General features: G+C 46.3%; 15 protein-coding genes and 1 pseudogene. 7 read left to right on the top strand and 9 right to left on the bottom strand.

Annotation, left to right across the window (positions count from 1 at the left end; all coding sequences use genetic code 11):
• Positions 1 to 177 precede the first annotated feature (177 nt).
• The gene (locus tag AND4_RS09845) at positions 178 to 1158 is read left to right on the top strand and encodes an MDR family oxidoreductase (RefSeq protein ID WP_009842819.1); all 981 of its coding nucleotides are present in this window, start codon (positions 178 to 180) and stop codon (positions 1156 to 1158) included.
• A gap of 78 nt (positions 1159 to 1236) precedes the next feature.
• Here the strand turns inward: AND4_RS09845 and AND4_RS09840 are convergent, their stop codons facing one another.
• Both AND4_RS09840 and AND4_RS09835 read right to left on the bottom strand, forming a co-directional pair.
• Complete coding sequence (locus tag AND4_RS09840) at positions 1237 to 2178, bottom strand: LysR family transcriptional regulator (protein WP_043991609.1); 942 nt, start codon at positions 2176 to 2178, stop codon at positions 1237 to 1239.
• Between the two features lie 170 nt (positions 2179 to 2348).
• Positions 2349 to 2531 (bottom strand): hypothetical protein, encoded by a 183-nt coding sequence (locus AND4_RS09835; protein WP_009842817.1) that lies wholly within the window; start codon positions 2529 to 2531, stop codon positions 2349 to 2351.
• A gap of 131 nt (positions 2532 to 2662) precedes the next feature.
• On the opposite strand from AND4_RS09835, the gene tusA reads away from it, so the two are divergent.
• A complete protein-coding gene (tusA, locus tag AND4_RS09830; protein ID WP_009842816.1) occupies positions 2663 to 2911 on the top strand; it encodes a sulfurtransferase TusA in 249 nt (82 codons plus the stop codon).
• A 43-nt stretch (positions 2912 to 2954) separates the two neighbouring features.
• Here tusA and AND4_RS09825 read toward each other — a convergent pair whose 3' ends face one another.
• Both AND4_RS09825 and AND4_RS09820 read right to left on the bottom strand, forming a co-directional pair.
• Positions 2955 to 3215: a hypothetical protein gene (locus AND4_RS09825; RefSeq protein WP_009842815.1), complete on the bottom strand. Its 261-nt coding sequence runs from the start codon at positions 3213 to 3215 to the stop codon at positions 2955 to 2957.
• 159 nt (positions 3216 to 3374) lie between these two features.
• On the bottom strand, positions 3375 to 3929 hold the full coding sequence (locus AND4_RS09820) for a TMEM165/GDT1 family protein (protein WP_009842814.1): 555 nt from the start codon (positions 3927 to 3929) through the stop codon (positions 3375 to 3377).
• Between the two features lie 483 nt (positions 3930 to 4412).
• On the opposite strand from AND4_RS09820, the gene glyQ reads away from it, so the two are divergent.
• The 3 genes from glyQ to AND4_RS09805 all read left to right on the top strand — a co-directional run bounded on the left by glyQ (position 4413) and on the right by AND4_RS09805 (position 8936).
• Positions 4413 to 5330, top strand: a complete 918-nt coding sequence (gene glyQ / locus AND4_RS09815; protein ID WP_009842813.1) for a glycine--tRNA ligase subunit alpha — start codon at positions 4413 to 4415, stop codon at positions 5328 to 5330.
• 13 nt (positions 5331 to 5343) lie between these two features.
• Entirely contained in the window at positions 5344 to 7440 is a 2097-nt protein-coding gene (gene glyS / locus AND4_RS09810; RefSeq protein ID WP_009842812.1) for a glycine--tRNA ligase subunit beta, read from the top strand.
• A 242-nt stretch (positions 7441 to 7682) separates the two neighbouring features.
• On the top strand, positions 7683 to 8936 hold the full coding sequence (locus tag AND4_RS09805; protein WP_009842811.1) for a valine--pyruvate transaminase: 1254 nt from the start codon (positions 7683 to 7685) through the stop codon (positions 8934 to 8936).
• A 151-nt stretch (positions 8937 to 9087) separates the two neighbouring features.
• On the opposite strand, the gene AND4_RS09800 is transcribed toward AND4_RS09805, so the two are convergent.
• The 5 genes from AND4_RS09800 to dnaA all read right to left on the bottom strand — a co-directional run bounded on the left by AND4_RS09800 (position 9088) and on the right by dnaA (position 16068).
• A complete protein-coding gene (locus tag AND4_RS09800) occupies positions 9088 to 9522 on the bottom strand; it encodes an Hsp20 family protein (RefSeq protein ID WP_009842810.1) in 435 nt (144 codons plus the stop codon).
• A gap of 455 nt (positions 9523 to 9977) precedes the next feature.
• Positions 9978 to 12395, bottom strand: a complete 2418-nt coding sequence (gene gyrB, locus AND4_RS09795; RefSeq protein ID WP_009842809.1) for a DNA topoisomerase (ATP-hydrolyzing) subunit B — start codon at positions 12393 to 12395, stop codon at positions 9978 to 9980.
• Between the two features lie 13 nt (positions 12396 to 12408).
• Entirely contained in the window at positions 12409 to 13488 is a 1080-nt protein-coding gene (recF, locus tag AND4_RS09790) for a DNA replication/repair protein RecF (protein WP_009842808.1), read from the bottom strand.
• Positions 13489 to 13497: 9 nt separating this feature from the next.
• Positions 13498 to 14598, bottom strand: coding sequence for a DNA polymerase III subunit beta (dnaN, locus tag AND4_RS09785; protein WP_009842807.1), 1101 nt, complete (start codon positions 14596 to 14598; stop codon positions 13498 to 13500).
• A 63-nt stretch (positions 14599 to 14661) separates the two neighbouring features.
• Positions 14662 to 16068 (bottom strand): chromosomal replication initiator protein DnaA, encoded by a 1407-nt coding sequence (dnaA, locus tag AND4_RS09780; protein WP_009842806.1) that lies wholly within the window; start codon positions 16066 to 16068, stop codon positions 14662 to 14664.
• Positions 16069 to 16497: 429 nt separating this feature from the next.
• Here dnaA and AND4_RS09775 point away from each other — a divergent pair, with 429 nt between their 5' ends.
• Together AND4_RS09775 and AND4_RS09770 are read left to right on the top strand one after the other, a co-directional pair.
• The gene (locus AND4_RS09775) at positions 16498 to 17259 is read left to right on the top strand and encodes an amino acid ABC transporter substrate-binding protein (protein WP_009842805.1); all 762 of its coding nucleotides are present in this window, start codon (positions 16498 to 16500) and stop codon (positions 17257 to 17259) included.
• 104 nt (positions 17260 to 17363) lie between these two features.
• Positions 17364 to 17522, top strand: a pseudogene (locus AND4_RS09770) (amino acid ABC transporter permease); the annotation flags it as partial.

The following is a 17522-nucleotide window of genomic DNA, read 5'->3' as shown; positions in this document are numbered from 1 at the left end:
AAGGGCGACATTTTATGTCGCCCTTTTTGTAGTAAGCATTGCTTACATGCATATAAAGCATATATTTGATGCTCAAGTTTCATTTTATTCATAGACTAAGAAGACATACACTTAGCAGCAGTTGATATCTTGCTGCATGTGACCCAGAGTCACGTTACCGCACATTCGGAGAACCTTATGTTTAATGCTCTAGTTCTAAATCAAGAAGACAAACGTACTATCGCTAACATCGAGCAAATCGATGAAACACAACTGCCTGAAGGCGACGTTCTAATTGACGTTGATTACTCATCGTTGAACTACAAAGACGGACTTGCGATTACAGGTAAGGGTAAAATCATCCGTAACTTCCCAATGGTGCCAGGTATTGATCTAGCAGGTACAGTTGTTAGCTCTGAAGACGACCGCTACCAAGCAGGCGACAAAGTCGTCCTTACTGGCTGGGGCGTAGGTGAAAACCACTGGGGTGGTATGTCTCAACGTGCTCGTCTAAAAGCAGATTGGCTAGTGCCATTACCAAAAGGTTTGGACAGCAAGAAAGCCATGATGGTTGGTACTGCTGGTTTCACTGGCATGCTGTGTGTTCAGGCACTACTTGATGCTGGCATCAAGCCAGAGAATGGTGAGATTCTAGTCACGGGTGCAAGTGGTGGCGTAGGCTCAGTAGCGGTAACACTCCTAGCGCAGCTTGGCTATAAAGTCGCGGCGGTGACAGGTCGTGTAGAGAAAAATGGCCCACTACTAGAAAAACTGGGGGCTAGCCGTATCATCGACCGTGTTGAATTTGAAGAGCCCACTCGTCCACTTGAAAAGCAAGTATGGGCAGGTGCCGTTGACACAGTAGGCAGCAAAGTACTCGCAAAAGTATTGGCGCAAATGGATTACAACAGTGCAGTAGCGGCTTGTGGCCTTGCTGGCGGCTTCGATCTACCAACAACAGTGATGCCGTTCATCCTTCGTAACGTTCGTCTACAAGGTGTTGACTCTGTTTCATGCCCATTTGAGAAACGTACAGCTGCATGGGAAAAGTTGGTTGAACTGCTACCAGATAGCTACTTTGAGCAAGCATGTACTGAAGTCGAGCTGGCTGAAGCACCAAAATACGCTGAAGACATCACCAACGGCCAAGTAACGGGTCGCGTAGTCATCAAGCTCTAGAAAACAAGTATCCTTGATGGAATAAACGAAGCCGGGTGATTGCCCGGCTTTTTGCTATTGCCGCTGTCGAAAATCACGTTAATCCAGTTTCATGTCTTCAATTCGTTTAGCAATCAGACGACTACACTCTTCTCGAACCACCGCACGTAGCCACTCTTGAGCAGGAGAATGCTCACAGCGCGCATGCCAAATCATCGAATATTCAAGCGGAGTAAAATGGAAGGGTAATGGCTTAATCACTAGGTCGTAGCGTTCAGCGACCAAATACGCCAAGTCAGCAGGAACAGTAATAATGATTGGTAGTGTATCAACGATCGCCAGTGCCGCTTCTAAATGATAAGCACGGAGCACCATCTTACGCTTTGGCTTTTCCATTAACACTTGTTCAATCAACGCCTTCACTCCATCACTAATAGCAATCATTGCATGTGGATAGCAAAGGTAATCCTCCAAGCTCATTTCTTTATCGACTAATGGATGTTGCTTGGAGAGCAAACACAGCACCCCAACTCGCCCTAACACTTCACTGCGTAATGGTTCAATCGGTCCTGTAGGGCGACAAATCGCTAAGTCCGCACCCTCATAAGTCAATTGGTCAGATAAGCGATCGTGTTGCAGCGGTAAGAAGTTCAATGACACATTCGGCGCTTCTTGATAGATACGCGGCAAAGCGAAAGGCAAAATAGTTTGCATAGCGTAGTCAGTGGTGGCGATATTGAAAGTTTGCTCACAACTGCGCGGGTCAAATTCTCGGGGAGAAAGCAGTTGGCGCAGCGATTCCAGCGGCTCACCCAGAGATCGATCGATTTCTAACGCCTTTTGCGTTGGAATCAAGCGTTGCCCTTGGCGTGTGAACAATGGGTCGCCGAGCAGATCACGCAGACGCCCCAATACTCGACTCATTGCCGATTGGCTCAAACTGAGACGTGTTGCCGCTTTACTTACGCTGCTCTCTTCGATCAACACTCGTAATGCAACCAACAAATTCAGGTCTCGACGATAGATATCTTCTAATTCCACAGTTTGTCGCTTATCAAATTTAGGGGATTTAGATAAATTGTACTCTTCAGGCAAAAAAAATCCCGCCTTTCAGCGGGGAAGCCCAAGAAAAATGGGGGATAGTGTCGGAATGAAGTATCGTTAAACTTGGTGATTGGTGAGTCGATGGATTCAGGTTGCTTCGAAAAGCATTAATGCTCATGCTCAGATACATCTGACCACTTGCGCATCTCAATCCAAATACCCAAAATTGTTGCAATCATACCGATAACAGGCATCAATGAGGTATCATTTGGCGTCCTTAAGACCAATGCACAAAACGAGATAAAACAAAAAACCGAATAAATGGTTAGTCTGTCTAACGCTGTTAACATCGTACCTCCGCCGAAATGTTGCCAAATTGTTAACACAAGGTAAATCAAAAATTCAACTTTGCCAAGTGGTTATTGAATATTTTTTCAACGAAAGTAAAATTCAATGCTCAGTTAGTTACGAGAATCACACTATGAGTTTTAATCCTGAACTGGCGAACACAACATTAGAAGCGGAAGGATTACGCTGCCCAGAGCCTGTGATGATGGTCAGGAAGACAATTCGAAACATGCAAGAGGGTGAAATATTGCTAGTGACCGCAGACGACCCATCTACGACCAGAGATATCCCGAGTTTCTGTCGATTTATGGATCACCAATTGATTGCGGCACAAACGGAACAACAGCCCTATCAATACCTGATCAAGAAAGGCTTGGAATAACCTCGGCACGATCAAAAACGGCAGCCTTTGGGCTGCCGTTTGTTTATTCATCGTATTCTAAAGTGCGCACTTCTGATTGCAGTTTATTCAATTGTTTCCGCATTGCCCGCATCTCTTCGTGCATCGGAATAATATGAGCAACCCGAATCCAAGACTCGACTGTCAGACCAGTAAGAATAAAGGTCCCTGCCACAATCGGCAGCCACATATCAGTCAGCACCATCGCAAGTAAACAAAGCGCCAGACCAAAGGTGAATAAATAACTCTGACTTTTTGGGGCCATCCCCGTGTAACGTGTAAGCATAACCTTGCCCTCTCGCTATTATTCACACCGTTAAAGTACCATGACAAGTATGACACTAATATGCCATCCGTCACGGTATTGAATGAATTTTAGTCAGATTCTGAGCTCGAGCATAGCTTTGCTAGTCATTGATAATTATCACTATTTATATGCATAAAATCAAAACAATGCAGCGCCTACTGCAAGGACAATAAACAAAAAAGCGGTGACTTTACGAATAGCACCCAAAGGTAATTTATTGGCGGATAATTTACCAATAACAACCACAGGTACATTGGCAAGCAGCATCCCCATTGTTGTGCCAAGGATCACCCAGCTCAACGCATCGGCGTACTGCGCCCCCAAGATAGAAGTGGCAATCTGAGTCTTATCGCCAATCTCAGCAACAAAAAAAGCAATAAAACTGGCAATGAATGGACCTCGGTTGGAAATCTGCTCGTCATCATCCAGTTTATCGGGGATCAGTACCCAAGCTGCCATGGCAACGAAACTGACCACCAGTACCCATTTTAGGACCTCTGGTGACAAGTAATCAGCCACCACCACCCCCAACCATGCTGCCAAAGCGTGGTTGGCAATCGTCGCCAAAAGGATTGCAGTAATGATAGGAAGAGGCTTGCGGTAACGACTGGCAAGCAATAGAGATAGCAATTGGGTCTTATCGCCAATTTCTGCTAGCGCTACCGTAGTAATTGAAATAGCTAAAACGCTCACGACATGCTCATTGAGGCGGGATTATTATATTTAACCTAAGACAAATCTCACGCCCCGCCCCGGTTCATGATGATTTGTCTAAGGTCTTGCTAAACTCATCAGGTTGATGAGTCTCGAGCGCCATGGTGATTTAGCACCAATTATGTTGACGAACGAACCTGATGAAACAGACATTCCACCGGGTAAGCTACTCCCCAAAGACAGACGCAATTCTAGCCACCTTTTGCGGCCATCTCAAGAGTCAAAGTCAGTGAAAACACCCAGACAGAAAAAATTCCGCAGATAACGCGCTAAAAAACCTTCAAGGAAGAAATTGTCCACGAATTAATCAAGATTAGCTCTACTCCCATGCTCAATATCTGGGTATACTTGAACGTTAATTTATTCAACCGTAATTACTCTGAATCACCATTGTTGGGGGCGATAATCCCAGCGAGAGAGACGACTTCACGAGTAAATAAGAGAATCGCGCGAACCTGACTTATGCAAAAATACGATATCAAAACCTTCCAGGGAATGATCCTCGCGCTGCAGGATTATTGGGCTCAAAATGGTTGTACCATTGTTCAACCACTGGATATGGAAGTTGGTGCAGGTACCTCTCACCCTATGACCTGTTTACGAGCACTTGGCCCAGAGCCAATGTCTACAGCTTACGTACAACCTTCACGTCGCCCCACTGATGGCCGTTACGGTGAAAACCCTAACCGTCTTCAGCACTACTACCAATTCCAAGTAGCGCTAAAACCATCGCCAGACAATATCCAAGAGTTGTACCTAGGTTCTCTAGAAGTTCTTGGTGTCGATCCTCTTGTTCACGACATCCGTTTCGTAGAAGACAACTGGGAAAACCCAACACTAGGCGCATGGGGTTTAGGCTGGGAAGTTTGGCTAAACGGCATGGAAGTGACTCAATTTACTTACTTCCAGCAAGTTGGCGGTCTGGAGTGTAAACCAGTCACTGGTGAGATCACTTACGGTATCGAACGTCTAGCCATGTACATTCAAGAAGTAGACTCTGTATACGACCTAGTTTGGAACATCGCACCAGACGGCAGCAAAGTGACTTACGGTGATATCTTCCACCAAAACGAAGTAGAGCAATCGACTTACAACTTCGAGCACGCAGACGTGGATTTCCTATTTGGTTTCTTCGAACAGTGTGAGAAAGAGTGTAAAGAGCTGCTTGAGCTTGAAAAGCCACTGCCGCTACCTGCTTACGAGCGCATCCTTAAAGCAGGCCATGCATTCAACTTACTCGACGCCCGTAAAGCGATCTCAGTAACTGAACGCCAACGTTACATCCTGCGCATCCGCAATCTGACGAAAGCCGTTGCAGAAGCATACTACGCATCGCGTGAAGCACTTGGCTTCCCGATGTGTAAAAAAGAACAAGCGTAAGGGGTAAAGAAACATGGCAAAAGAATTTTTAATCGAGCTGGGTACAGAAGAGCTACCACCAACGCAACTTCGCACGCTAGCGGAAGCATTCGCAGCAAACTTCGAAGCGGAACTAAAAGGCGCTGAGCTTGCTCACGAAGGCGTGAAATGGTTCGCAGCACCTCGTCGTCTTGCACTTAAAGTCGCAGCACTCGCGGATAGCCAGTCTGACAAAATCGTTGAAAAGCGTGGCCCTGCAGTTTCTGCAGCGTTTGACGCAGAAGGCAACCCAACCAAAGCAGCTCAAGGCTGGGCACGCGGTTGTGGTATCACGGTTGACCAAGCAGATCGCATGGTTACCGACAAAGGCGAATGGCTACTGTTTAAACAAGAAGTGAAAGGCAAACCAACGTCTGAGATTGTCGTTGAACTTGCGGCGAAAGCACTAGCAAACCTACCTATCGCAAAACCAATGCGCTGGGGTAACAAAACGACGCAATTTATCCGCCCAGTTAAGACACTAACCATGCTAATGGGCAGCGACCTAATCGAAGGTGAGATCCTTGGTGTTGCCTCTGCGCGCACCATCCGTGGTCACCGCTTCATGGGTGAGCAAGAGTTCACTATCGACTCTGCTGAGCAATACCCTACGCTCCTCGAAGAGCGCGGTAAAGTCATGGCCGATTACGAAGCGCGTAAAGCCATCATCCTTGCTGACGCACAAAAAGCGGCGGCAGCGGTTGGTGGTATTGCTGACCTAGAAGATGATCTAGTCGAGGAAGTCACGTCTCTGGTTGAGTGGCCTGTCGTACTGACAGCGAAGTTCGAAGAAGAGTACCTAAAAGTGCCTTCTGAAGCGTTGGTTTACACCATGAAAGGTGACCAAAAATACTTCCCAGTTTATTCACATGAGAATGGCGATAAAAACAGGAAGCTACTTCCTAACTTCATCTTCGTGTCGAACATCGAATCAAAAGAGCCTCGTTACGTCATCGAAGGTAACGAGAAAGTGGTTCGCCCTCGTCTTGCAGACGCAGAATTCTTCTTCAATACCGACCGTAAGCGCCCGCTTATCGACCGCCTGCCGGAACTGGAGCAAGCGATTTTCCAAAAGCAACTGGGTACGATCAAAGACAAAACAGACCGTATCACAGAACTTGCCGGCTACATCGCTGAGCAAATCGGTGCTGACGTCGAGAAATCAAAGCGTGCCGGCCTGCTAGCAAAATGTGACCTGATGACCTCAATGGTATTCGAATTCACCGACACTCAAGGTGTGATGGGCATGCATTACGCTCGCCACGACGGGGAAGCAGAAGAAGTTGCAGTCGCATTGAACGAGCAATACATGCCTCGTTTCGCAGGTGATAAACTGCCATCGAACGGCGTTTCAACAGCGGTTGCAATGGCTGATAAGCTAGACACTATCGTCGGTATCTTCGGTATTGGTCAAGCGCCTAAAGGCAGCGACCCATTCGCACTACGCCGCGCATCTTTGGGTGTACTGCGTATCATCGTTGAATACGGCTACCACCTAGATCTTGTTGACCTAGTCGCGAAAGCAAAATCTCTGTTTGCCCAAGAAGATGGTACCAGTCGCCTAACCAACGACAATGTTGAACAAGAGGTTATCGAGTTCATGCTGGGTCGCTTCCGTGCTTGGTACCAAGACGAAGGCTTCAGTATAGATATCATTCAAGCAGTACTCGCGCGCCGTCCAACCAAGCCAGCCGACTTCGACCAACGCGTTAAAGCCGTTTCTCACTTCCGTGAACTGGAAGCGGCAGAGTCTCTAGCAGCAGCGAACAAGCGTGTTGGTAACATCTTAGCGAAATTCGACGGTGAACTCGCTGCAGACATCGACCTAGCACTGCTTCAAGAAAACGCAGAGAAAGCACTAGCAGAAAGCGTTGAAGTAATGACAGAAGCGCTAGAGCCAGCATTTGCAACGGGTAACTACCAAGAAGCCCTAAGCAAGCTCGCTGACCTACGTGAACCCGTTGATGCGTTCTTTGATAACGTCATGGTCATGGCAGACGACGAAGCACTTAAGAAAAACCGTCTAACACTGCTAAACAACCTGCGTAATCTGTTCCTACAAATTGCAGACATTTCGTTACTTCAAAAGTAATTCATTACTCTTCGAAGTGATTAAGAAATAAGTAAAAGGGAAGCGTCTGCTTCCCTTTTTTGTTGCTCTTTTGGCCTTTTTATCTCTTAGCTCTGGTCTGATGACATACTTTTTTCTTTTTCGGCTTAATTCACACTTTGCGTCGTATGGACATTAAGGTAAGGTCAAGGATTACCCTATTGATCAGTCAAAGACTGGTATTAAGACACAAAGCAATCACAATGAATTAGGTATTACGAAAAATGCAGTTCTCAAAGTTTGGTGAAAAGTTTAATCAGTATTCAGGTATCACGCAGTTAATGGACGATTTGAATGATGGCCTTCGCACACCAGGTGCCATTATGCTCGGTGGGGGAAACCCTGCTGCCATTCCTGCCATGCTCGATTACTTTCGCCAAGCCAGTGAGGAAATGATCGCCAGTGGGGAACTCGTCGCCGCCCTAGCCAACTACGATGGCCCGCAGGGAAAAGATGCGTTTGTTAAAGCCTTGGCTCAGTTATTCCGTGAAACTTACGGCTGGGATATTTCTGAGAAGAACATCAGCCTAACTAATGGCAGCCAAAGTGGCTTCTTCTACTTGTTCAATTTACTGGCAGGCAAGCAGCAAGACGGTTCACACAAGAAGGTGCTACTACCTATTGCACCTGAGTACATCGGTTATGGTGACGCAGGAATTGATGAAGATATCTTTGTCTCTTACCACCCAGAGATCGAGTTGTTAGATCATGGCCTGTTTAAATACCACGTTGATTTCGAGCAGCTAAAAGTCGATGACTCTGTTGCCGCAATCTGTGCGTCTCGTCCAACTAACCCAACGGGTAATGTACTGACAGACGAAGAAGTACGTAAGTTGGACAAGCTAGCACGTGAAAACAACATCCCGCTAATCATTGATAATGCTTACGGACTGCCTTTCCCAAACATCATTTTTGAGGATGTCGAACCGTTCTGGAATGAAAACACCATCCTGTGCATGAGTTTATCTAAGCTTGGCCTGCCGGGCGTGCGTTGTGGGATTGTGATTGCGAGTGAAGAAATCACTCAAGCGTTGACCAATATGAATGGCATCATCAGCCTAGCCCCGGGCAGTGTTGGCCCAGCGCTGGCAAACCACATCATTACTAAGGGTGATTTACTTAAACTGAGCTCAGAGGTGATTAAGCCGTTCTACAAACAGAAGTCGCAACGAGCGGTTGAACTGCTTCAAGAAGCGATTACCGATGAGCGCTTCCGTATCCACAAACCAGAGGGCGCTATCTTCTTGTGGCTATGGTTTGATGAACTGCCAATTACGACAATGGAACTTTACCAACGCTTGAAAGCGCGTGGTGTTTTGATTGTTCCAGGTGAATACTTCTTTATTGGTCAGAAGGACGAGTGGGATCATGCACATCAATGCTTGCGTATGAACTACGTTCAAGACGATGAGATGATGCAACAAGGCATTGCGATTATTGCTGAAGAAGTGGAAAAGGCTTACCACGAAGGTAAATAGACCGATTAAACTCAGCCGTTGTTCTCTTTGAAATTACGGCTTTGAAATAGAGGCTTTGAAAGCCCAAACTAAAAAGAGCGCCCTTTTCCATAATGGAAGGCGCTCTTACTCATTCTATAACCGTGTGGTTAACTAAAACATCAGTAGCTGATTAACTGTTTTCAATCAGGTTACCACCGATAGCAATCTTGCGTGGTTGCATAGCTTCTGGAATTTCACGAACTAAATCAACATGAAGTAGACCGTTTTCCATTGATGCACCAACGACTTTTACGTAATCCGCCAGTTGGAATTTACGTTCAAAATCGCGCTCCGCAATACCTTGGTAAACGTAGTTTTTGCCTTCTTCTGCTTTACGCTCGCCCTTCACGATCAACATGTTTTCGTTTTGAGTCAAATCAAGCTGATTTTCAGCAAAGCCAGCAACTGCCATGGTAATACGGTAGTTGTGCTCGTCTTTTTGCTCGATGTTGTATGGAGGGTAACCGCCAGAAGTGTTCTTCGCCGAACTTGCTTCCATCAGGTTGAACAGACGGTCGAAGCCAATTGCATTACGGTATAGTGGTGAGAAATCTACATTACGCATAATCTATCCTCTTTTAAGCAATAGTCTTAGCTCAGATGAAGGGCATCCACATGGCACTTTTATGCAAGAAAGCGCCGAGCTAAGGGATCCGATGATTCACTCCTCTGACCTACTCATTAGGTTCGGGGACATGATGTCGAATCTAGGTTCAAGTTGTGTGCTAATACTGAGTATCCTCTGCTGAGCGATCTCGTTTAGCTATTCTGAGGCGCTACTCTTCTCTTGTTGAGCAAGCCAGCTATCCCTCTTCATAACTAGATATAAGGTCGAAAAATGGGCTTTCAAGGGCTCCAGTGAAAATTTTTTAGCTCTCCGAATCGATCGTTCCTCTCAAAGCGTTCCCCTATCCATAGAGCGCAGTCGTTCTCGACTCTTTTATCTCGTTTCTCCCCCAATAAAAAACGCCACCTCTTGCGAGATGGCGTTTGTAGTATGATTTGACTGAACCGATATGACTACACGTCTAGGTTTGCTACTTTAAGCGCGTTCTCTTCGATGAAGTTACGACGCGGCTCAACTTGATCACCCATTAGCGTTGTGAACAATTGGTCGGCACCTACGGCATCCTCAATCGTTACTTGCATCATGCGACGGGTCTCTGGATCCATGGTGGTTTCCCAAAGCTGATCTGGGTTCATCTCACCAAGACCTTTGTAGCGTTGTAGGCTAAGCCCACGACGCGATTCTTTGATTAGCCACTCAAGTGCCGATGCAAAACTTGTTACTGGCTGAGTACGCTCACCACGTTTGATGTAAGCGCCTTCTTCTAGCAAGCCGTCTAGTGCTTCAGATAGATCCGCTAGCTTAGCGTACTCTTTCGAGTTCAGTAGATCGATGCTTAAAGCATAGTTGTGCGTCACACCGTGAGTACGGACGATGATCTTAGGTAGGTTTAGACCTAGCTCTTCGTGTTGCTCAACTTCGTAGCTGTATTGGCTTGCGCCCACTTCTTTCGCATTTAGCTGCTCAACGAGCTGCTTGGTCCACGCTTCTACTGCTGCAGCATCGTGACATTGTTCTGCCGTTAGACGCGGCGTGTAAACAAACTCATGAACAAGTGCGCTTGGGTAGCGACGGCTCATGCGATCCGCCAATTTGGTGCCCGCGTTGTACTGCTTAACCAATTTCTCTAGCGCTTCCCCTGCCAATGCAGGTGCTTGTGCGTTTACGTGCAACGATGCATTATCAAGCGCCAAGGCCACTTGGTATTGGGTCATCGCGTCTTCGTCTTTGATGTACTGCTCTTGTTTGCCTTTCTTCACTTTGTAAAGCGGTGGTTGAGCAATGTACACGTAGCCACGCTCGATAAGCTCTGGCATTTGACGGTAGAAGAAGGTCAACAGTAGCGTACGGATGTGCGAACCATCGACATCAGCATCGGTCATGATAATGATGTTGTGGTAACGCAGTTTGTCCGGGTTGTACTCGTCACGACCGATACCACAGCCTAGTGCAGTGATCAGTGTTGCGACTTCTTGAGAAGACAGCATTTTGTCGAAACGTGCTTTTTCTACGTTAAGAATCTTACCTTTAAGCGGCAGGATTGCTTGGTTCTTACGGTTACGGCCTTGTTTTGCGGAGCCGCCTGCCGAATCACCCTCCACTATGTACAGTTCAGAGAGTGCTGGATCTTTTTCCTGACAATCGGCAAGTTTACCTGGCAGACCAGCTAGATCGAGTGCGCCTTTACGACGAGTCATTTCACGAGCTTTACGCGCGGCTTCACGAGCACGGGCTGCATCGATGATTTTCGAACAAACCATCTTGGCTTCTGCTGGGTTCTCAATCAGGAACTCAGACAGTTTCTCACCCATCGCAGATTCAACCGCTGATTTAACTTCCGAAGAAACCAGCTTGTCTTTCGTTTGGCTAGAGAACTTAGGATCTGGCACTTTAACCGACACAACCGCGGTCAGACCTTCACGAGCATCGTCGCCTGATGTTGCCGTTTTCGCTTTCTTAGAGAAACCCTCTTTATCCATGAAGGTATTCAGTGTACGCGTAAGCGCCGCACGGAAACCGGCAAGGTGAGTACCACCGTCACGTTGTGGGATATTGTTGGTAAAGCAGTAGATATTCTCTTGGAAGCCATCGTTCCATTGCATAGCGACTTCTACGGCAATGCCATCTTCACGCTCAAAATCGAAGTGGAAGATTTTCTCAACGATTGGTGTTTTGTTGGTATTTAAGTGCTCGACGAAGGCTTGAATACCACCTTCATACATGAAATGGTCACTCTTATCTTCTTCACGCTCATCAACTAGCTTGATAGAAACACCAGAATTCAGGAAAGAAAGCTCACGCAGACGTTTTGCTAGGATGTCGTAATGGAACTCAATATTTGTGAAGGTTTCAGCACTTGGCCAAAAGCGGATTTGTGTCCCGGTTTGGTCTGTGTCACCCACAACCGCCAACGGCGCTTGAGGGTCACCATGGTGGTAGGTTTGTGTATGGGTATGACCGCCACGATGAATCGTCAATACCACTTTTTCAGACAGGGCGTTGACTACCGAAACACCTACACCGTGAAGACCGCCCGATACCTTGTATGAGTTATCATCGAACTTACCACCAGCGTGAAGTACTGTCATGATAACTTCAGCTGCCGATACTTTTTCTTCTGAGTGCATTTCTGTTGGAATGCCACGACCATCATCCGTAACTGAAACCGAGTTATCCTCATGAATTGTCACAACGATGTCTTTACAGTGACCTGCCAACGCTTCATCAATTGAGTTATCCACCACCTCAAAGACCATGTGGTGCAGACCGGTGCCGTCGTCCGTGTCGCCAATGTACATACCTGGACGCTTACGAACCGCATCCAGACCCTTTAGTACCTTAATACTCGATGAATCGTAATTTTCAGACATGAGTTTCTCTCTTCTAGTTTGACTCTATCCTGCCATGTTCCACATGAAACAATTTACCCGTATCGTCCAACATGTCGGCGATTTGGTTGTCAGTGATAGAGCTTACAAATACTTGTGCGCCCGTCTCTTTTAAGCAATCAGCAAGACGCTTACGACGTTGGCTGTCTAATTCCGACGCAAAGTCGTCAATTAGGTAAATACATTGTTTTCCGGTCATTTCAGTCAAGTGTTGTCCCTGCGCAACACGCAATGCACACACCATAAGCTTTAATTGACCGCGTGATAGAACGTCTTCAACTGGCGTTCCGTTCACTTTAATGCGCAGATCAGCCTTATTCGGCCCACTAAAGGTGTAGCCCAACGACTGATCACGCTCGAAATTCTTTTCTAGTATCTCATGATAAGGCGTATCTTTGTCCCATCCACGATAATACTTTAATTGGATCTCAAATTCTGGCAAAAATGTCTGGCAGATGGTTTCCGCGACCGTTTTCATCTGTTCAATGTACAGTGCCCGCCATTGACTGATGTTTTCAGCCAAACGAGCCATCTCTTGATCCCAATAACTCAGCTCGCGATAACTCCTAGCGGTTTTTAGCAGCGCGTTGCGTTGCTTGTTTAGGCGCTTGAAGCGTCCCCATGCATCATAAAAAGCAGGTTCAGTGTGAAAAACGCCCCAGTCTATAAAAGCACGACGATGCTTTGGACCATCCGTGAGTAAATCAAACCCTTCTGGGTGAATCAACTGCAGAGGTAACACCTGAGCCAGTTGTGCCAGTTTTTGCCCAGATTGACCGCCTATTTTAACCTCTGTTGAGCCATCACGCTGCTTATTAATGCCAATAGGTAGCTCAAATTGATCAGAGTTCAAAAAACGGCCGTGGACAAACAGTTCATCACACTCATTTTGGATAACTCGCCCTGTCAGAGAGCTTTTAAAAGAGCGCCCATGTCCGAGTAAATAAACCGCTTCTAAAATACTGGTTTTACCGCTACCGTTTGGCCCTATAAGAAAGTTAAAGCCTGCTGATAGGTCAATATCACAGGCTTTAATGTTTCTAAACTGCTGAATGATGAGACGAGAAAGTGGCATTCAGATAACTTATAAACGAATTGGCATTACCACATACATTGCACTGTCGTCATCGGCGTTTTCAATCAACGCACTGGCGTTGGCATCCGACATCGACACACGCACTTTGTCGCAACGCAGGGTATTTAGAACATCAAGCACGTAGCTTACGTTAAAACCGATCTCGATAGCGTCCCCTTCAAAGGTTACATCGAGTATCTCTTCCGCTTCCTCTTGCTCTGGGTTGTTGGCAGTAATGCGCATTTCACTGCCCGCAAGATTCACACGAACACCACGGAACTTTTCGTTAGAAAGAATCGCAGCGCGTGAGAAAGCCTGACGTAATTCATCACAGCCTGTTTCCAACGTCTTGTTGGTACTTTGCGGTAATACGCGGCGATAATCTGGGAAACGACCATCAACAAGCTTTGAAGTAAAGATGAAGTTGTTCACTTCCGCACGCACATTTGAACTGCCGATTTGTAGCACAACAGGCTGCTCCGGCGCATCCATGAGCTTCACCAACTCTTGTATCCCTTTCCGTGGCACAATGATTTGCTTCTGAGCGAAGTCCGCACCCAACTGAGTTTGTGATACCGCCATACGGTGACCATCGGTTGCCACACTACGAAGTGTCGAACCGTCGATTTCAAACAACATGCCATTTAGGTAATAACGAACATCTTGGTTCGCCATTGAGAATTGGGTTTTTTCTACCAGCGAACGTAAGTCAGACTGAGTCAATGATACTTCCACTTCACTTTGCCAATCTTCAATATTGGGGAAGTCGTTCGCAGGCAGTGTCGAGAGTGAGAAGCGGCTACGACTGGAACGCACTTGCACACGGTCGCCTTCTAGTACGAAAGTGATGATAGAGTCATCGGGTAAACCACGGCAGATATCAAGAAACTTACGAGAAGGAACGGTAATACTACCCGCTTCAAAATCTCCTTCTAGCGTCACTTTGCTCACCAATTCCACTTCCAAATCGGTCGCCGTCATGGATAACACGTTATCTTCTACCTTCAGCAGTAGGTTGCCCAAAATTGGTAGAGTTGGTCGGCCACCTAATGCACCCGAAACCTGTTGTAGCGGTTTGATTAAATGACTACGTTCAATGGTAAATTTCATGCTTGGCTCTTTACGCTGTCAGATCAGTTAATGGTTTACTTAGAATACTGTCATTCTAACCGATTACGAAGACAGGGTACGAATCAAGTTAGAGTAATCTTCTTTAATATCGTGGCTCTCTTCGCGCAATTGCTGAATTTTGCGGCATGCATGCAGCACCGTGGTATGGTCACGACCACCAAATGCATCGCCAATTTCCGGCAGGCTGTGGTTGGTCAACTCTTTTGCCAATGCCATCGCCAACTGACGAGGACGCGCAACCGAGCGTGAGCGACGTTTAGACAGTAGGTCAGCAACTTTAATCTTGTAATATTCAGCGACTGTCTTTTGAATATTGTCGATCGTCACCAGCTTTTCTTGCAAGGCAAGCAGATCACGCAGTGCTTCACGAACAAAATCAATCGTAATCGGACGGCCAGTAAAGTTTGCATTCGCAATAACGCGGTTCAGTGCACCTTCCAATTCACGAACGTTGGATCGTAAACGCTTGGCAATAAAAAACGCCACTTCATCCGCTAGATGAATTTGGTGTGCCTCTGCTTTCTTCATCAAGATCGCTACACGAGTTTCTAGCTCAGGCGGCTCAATCGCAACCGTTAAACCCCAACCAAAACGTGATTTCAGCCGATCTTCTACCCCGCTGATCTCTTTTGGATAACGGTCAGATGTGAGAATGATCTGCTGATTACCCTCTAACAGTGCATTGAAGGTATGGAAAAACTCTTCTTGTGAACGTTCTTTATTGGCAAAGAATTGAATGTCATCAATAAGTAGCGCATCAACACTGCGGTAGTAGCGTTTAAACTCTTCAATCGCGTTGTTTTGCAGTGCTTTCACCATATCTTGCACGAAGCGCTCAGAGTGCATGTACACCACTTTTGCGTTTGGATTGTTATCCACAATCGCGTTACCTACTGCGTGCAAAAGGTGGGTTTTACCTAAGCCCGTGCCACCGTATAGAAATAGTGGGTTGTAAGCCGCACCAGGGTTATCTGATACTTGACGTGCAGCGGCAAGGCCCAATTGGTTCGACTTACCTTCAACGAAGTTGTTGAACTTGTGTTTTGGGTTCACATTTGAGCGGTGGTTGATGTTCGCGATCGCTTGTGCGTCGTCATCCCACGTTTTGTGTACTGGCTTACGAGCTTGCAGTTGCGCAGGCGCGGATGACTCTGCTGCCACATCTGCCGGCGTACGTGTCGGAGCCGGTTTTGGTGCTGCGACTGGACGGCTGCCTACTTCAAAGCGCAGGTTAGGTAAATCGTGGCCACAATGCTCTTGCAGTAAACGATTGATGCTATTCAAATATTTGTCGCGAACCCAATCTAAAACGAAGCGGTTTGGCGCGAACAAAGTGAGAGTATTGTCATTGAGCTCCGCTTGTAACGGACGAACCCACATACTGAATTCTGTAGCTGGTAGCTCTTCTTGAAGCTGCTGCAAACATTGCAACCAAAGCGAAGATGACACGGTGCCCCCACTGAGTATTTATATTATCGGAATGACTGGCAATTTTACCTGTTGATAACCAAGATCACCAGTAATTGATCGACGATCAAGTGAATAAGATCCAAGTTATTCACAATATTTCGGCTCGACTTAGTGAGATCAACACACCTTACCCCTAATTTACCCACATAATGATCCACATTTTGACCAAACCGATCAGATCAAGCGATTGGTGATAACTCTGTGCATGAATTTCTGCTCGTTACTATTTTTCGCTTATCATTTCTGCTCTCTCCGAGCGTTTTTGCATCATTTATTCCTAGATATTGCCTTTTCTGGCCAACAAATAAGATCTTATTACTTTGAGGTCTAGGTTATCGCACTTGGTTATTTATTTAATTGAGCTCGCTGACAGTAGTATCTCCATCCATAAAAGTATGGAGATGTATTATGAAAAACTGGATTAAGGTTGCCATCGCAGCGATTGCTTTGTCTGCTGCGACGACTCAAGCGATAGCCGACACTGTGAAGACCGAAGTAAAAGTGGGGATGTCTGGCCGCTATTTCCCGTTTACCTTTGTAAAGCAAGATAAACTTCAAGGTTTTGAAGTAGATATGTGGGATGAAATAGGTAAACGTAACAATTACAAAATCGAATACGTCACCGCGAGCTTCTCTGGTCTATTCGGTCTACTAGAAACGGGGCGTATTGATACCATCTCTAACCAAATCACCATGACCGATGCGCGTAAAGCAAGGTACCTATTCGCCGACCCGTACGTGGTAGATGGTGCACAAATCACCGTACACAAGGACAACGACAGCATCAAAAAGATAGAAGACCTAGCAGGTAAAACGGTTGCCGTTAACTTAGGCTCTAACTTTGAGCAATTGCTTCGCAATTACGACAAAGACGGTAAGATCAACATCAAAACGTACGACACGGGCATCGAACAAGATGTTGCATTAGGCCGAGTAGATGCCTTCATCATGGACCGTTTGTCAGCATTAGCACTGATAAAGAAAACCAAGTTATCGCTCAAACCAGCAGGCAAAACGTTTGAAGAAATCGAAAACGCATGGCCATTCATTGATGACAAAAAAGGTCGCAAGCTACAAGCCGAAGTGAATAAAGCCCTTGCCGCTATGCGAGCCGACGGAACAGTAGAGAAAATTTCACTGAAATGGTTTGATGTCGATATCACAAAGTAACCATTCTCTTCTTTTGGGGCGTTGAGCGGTTTCTCGCGTCCTTATTAACTCAATGACAAGGTGGAACTTAGTATTCCACCTTTTCTTATCTCCAGGTAAGTTGTATGGGATTTGATTTTAATTACATGTTGGAGCTGCTGCCGATACTGCTCAAGTATCTTGGCACCACCATGGAGATGGCCACGTGGGGGTTAGGATTTTCACTCATTCTGGCTGTAATTTTAGCTAATATTCGCGTATTTAAGCTGCCAGTTCTTGACCAA

Origin of the sequence: Vibrio sp. AND4 (assembly GCF_000171815.1) — a bacterium.
GTDB lineage: Bacteria > Pseudomonadota > Gammaproteobacteria > Enterobacterales > Vibrionaceae > Vibrio.
Note: the sequence above shows the minus strand (reverse complement) of the source record. Positions and strands in the feature narration are given on the sequence as shown.

Coding starts and splice junctions, on each gene's coding strand:
- AND4_RS09845 (WP_009842819.1), top strand. CDS start 178: ATGTTTAATGCTCTAGTTCTAAATCAAGAAGACAAACGTACTATCGCT.
- AND4_RS09835 (WP_009842817.1), bottom strand. CDS start 2,531: ATGTTAACAGCGTTAGACAGACTAACCATTTATTCGGTTTTTTGTTTT.
- tusA (WP_009842816.1), top strand. CDS start 2,663: ATGAGTTTTAATCCTGAACTGGCGAACACAACATTAGAAGCGGAAGGA.
- AND4_RS09825 (WP_009842815.1), bottom strand. CDS start 3,215: ATGCTTACACGTTACACGGGGATGGCCCCAAAAAGTCAGAGTTATTTA.
- glyQ (WP_009842813.1), top strand. CDS start 4,413: ATGCAAAAATACGATATCAAAACCTTCCAGGGAATGATCCTCGCGCTG.
- glyS (WP_009842812.1), top strand. CDS start 5,344: ATGGCAAAAGAATTTTTAATCGAGCTGGGTACAGAAGAGCTACCACCA.
- AND4_RS09805 (WP_009842811.1), top strand. CDS start 7,683: ATGCAGTTCTCAAAGTTTGGTGAAAAGTTTAATCAGTATTCAGGTATC.
- AND4_RS09800 (WP_009842810.1), bottom strand. CDS start 9,522: ATGCGTAATGTAGATTTCTCACCACTATACCGTAATGCAATTGGCTTC.
- gyrB (WP_009842809.1), bottom strand. CDS start 12,395: ATGTCTGAAAATTACGATTCATCGAGTATTAAGGTACTAAAGGGTCTG.
- recF (WP_009842808.1), bottom strand. CDS start 13,488: ATGCCACTTTCTCGTCTCATCATTCAGCAGTTTAGAAACATTAAAGCC.
- dnaN (WP_009842807.1), bottom strand. CDS start 14,598: ATGAAATTTACCATTGAACGTAGTCATTTAATCAAACCGCTACAACAG.
- AND4_RS09775 (WP_009842805.1), top strand. CDS start 16,498: ATGAAAAACTGGATTAAGGTTGCCATCGCAGCGATTGCTTTGTCTGCT.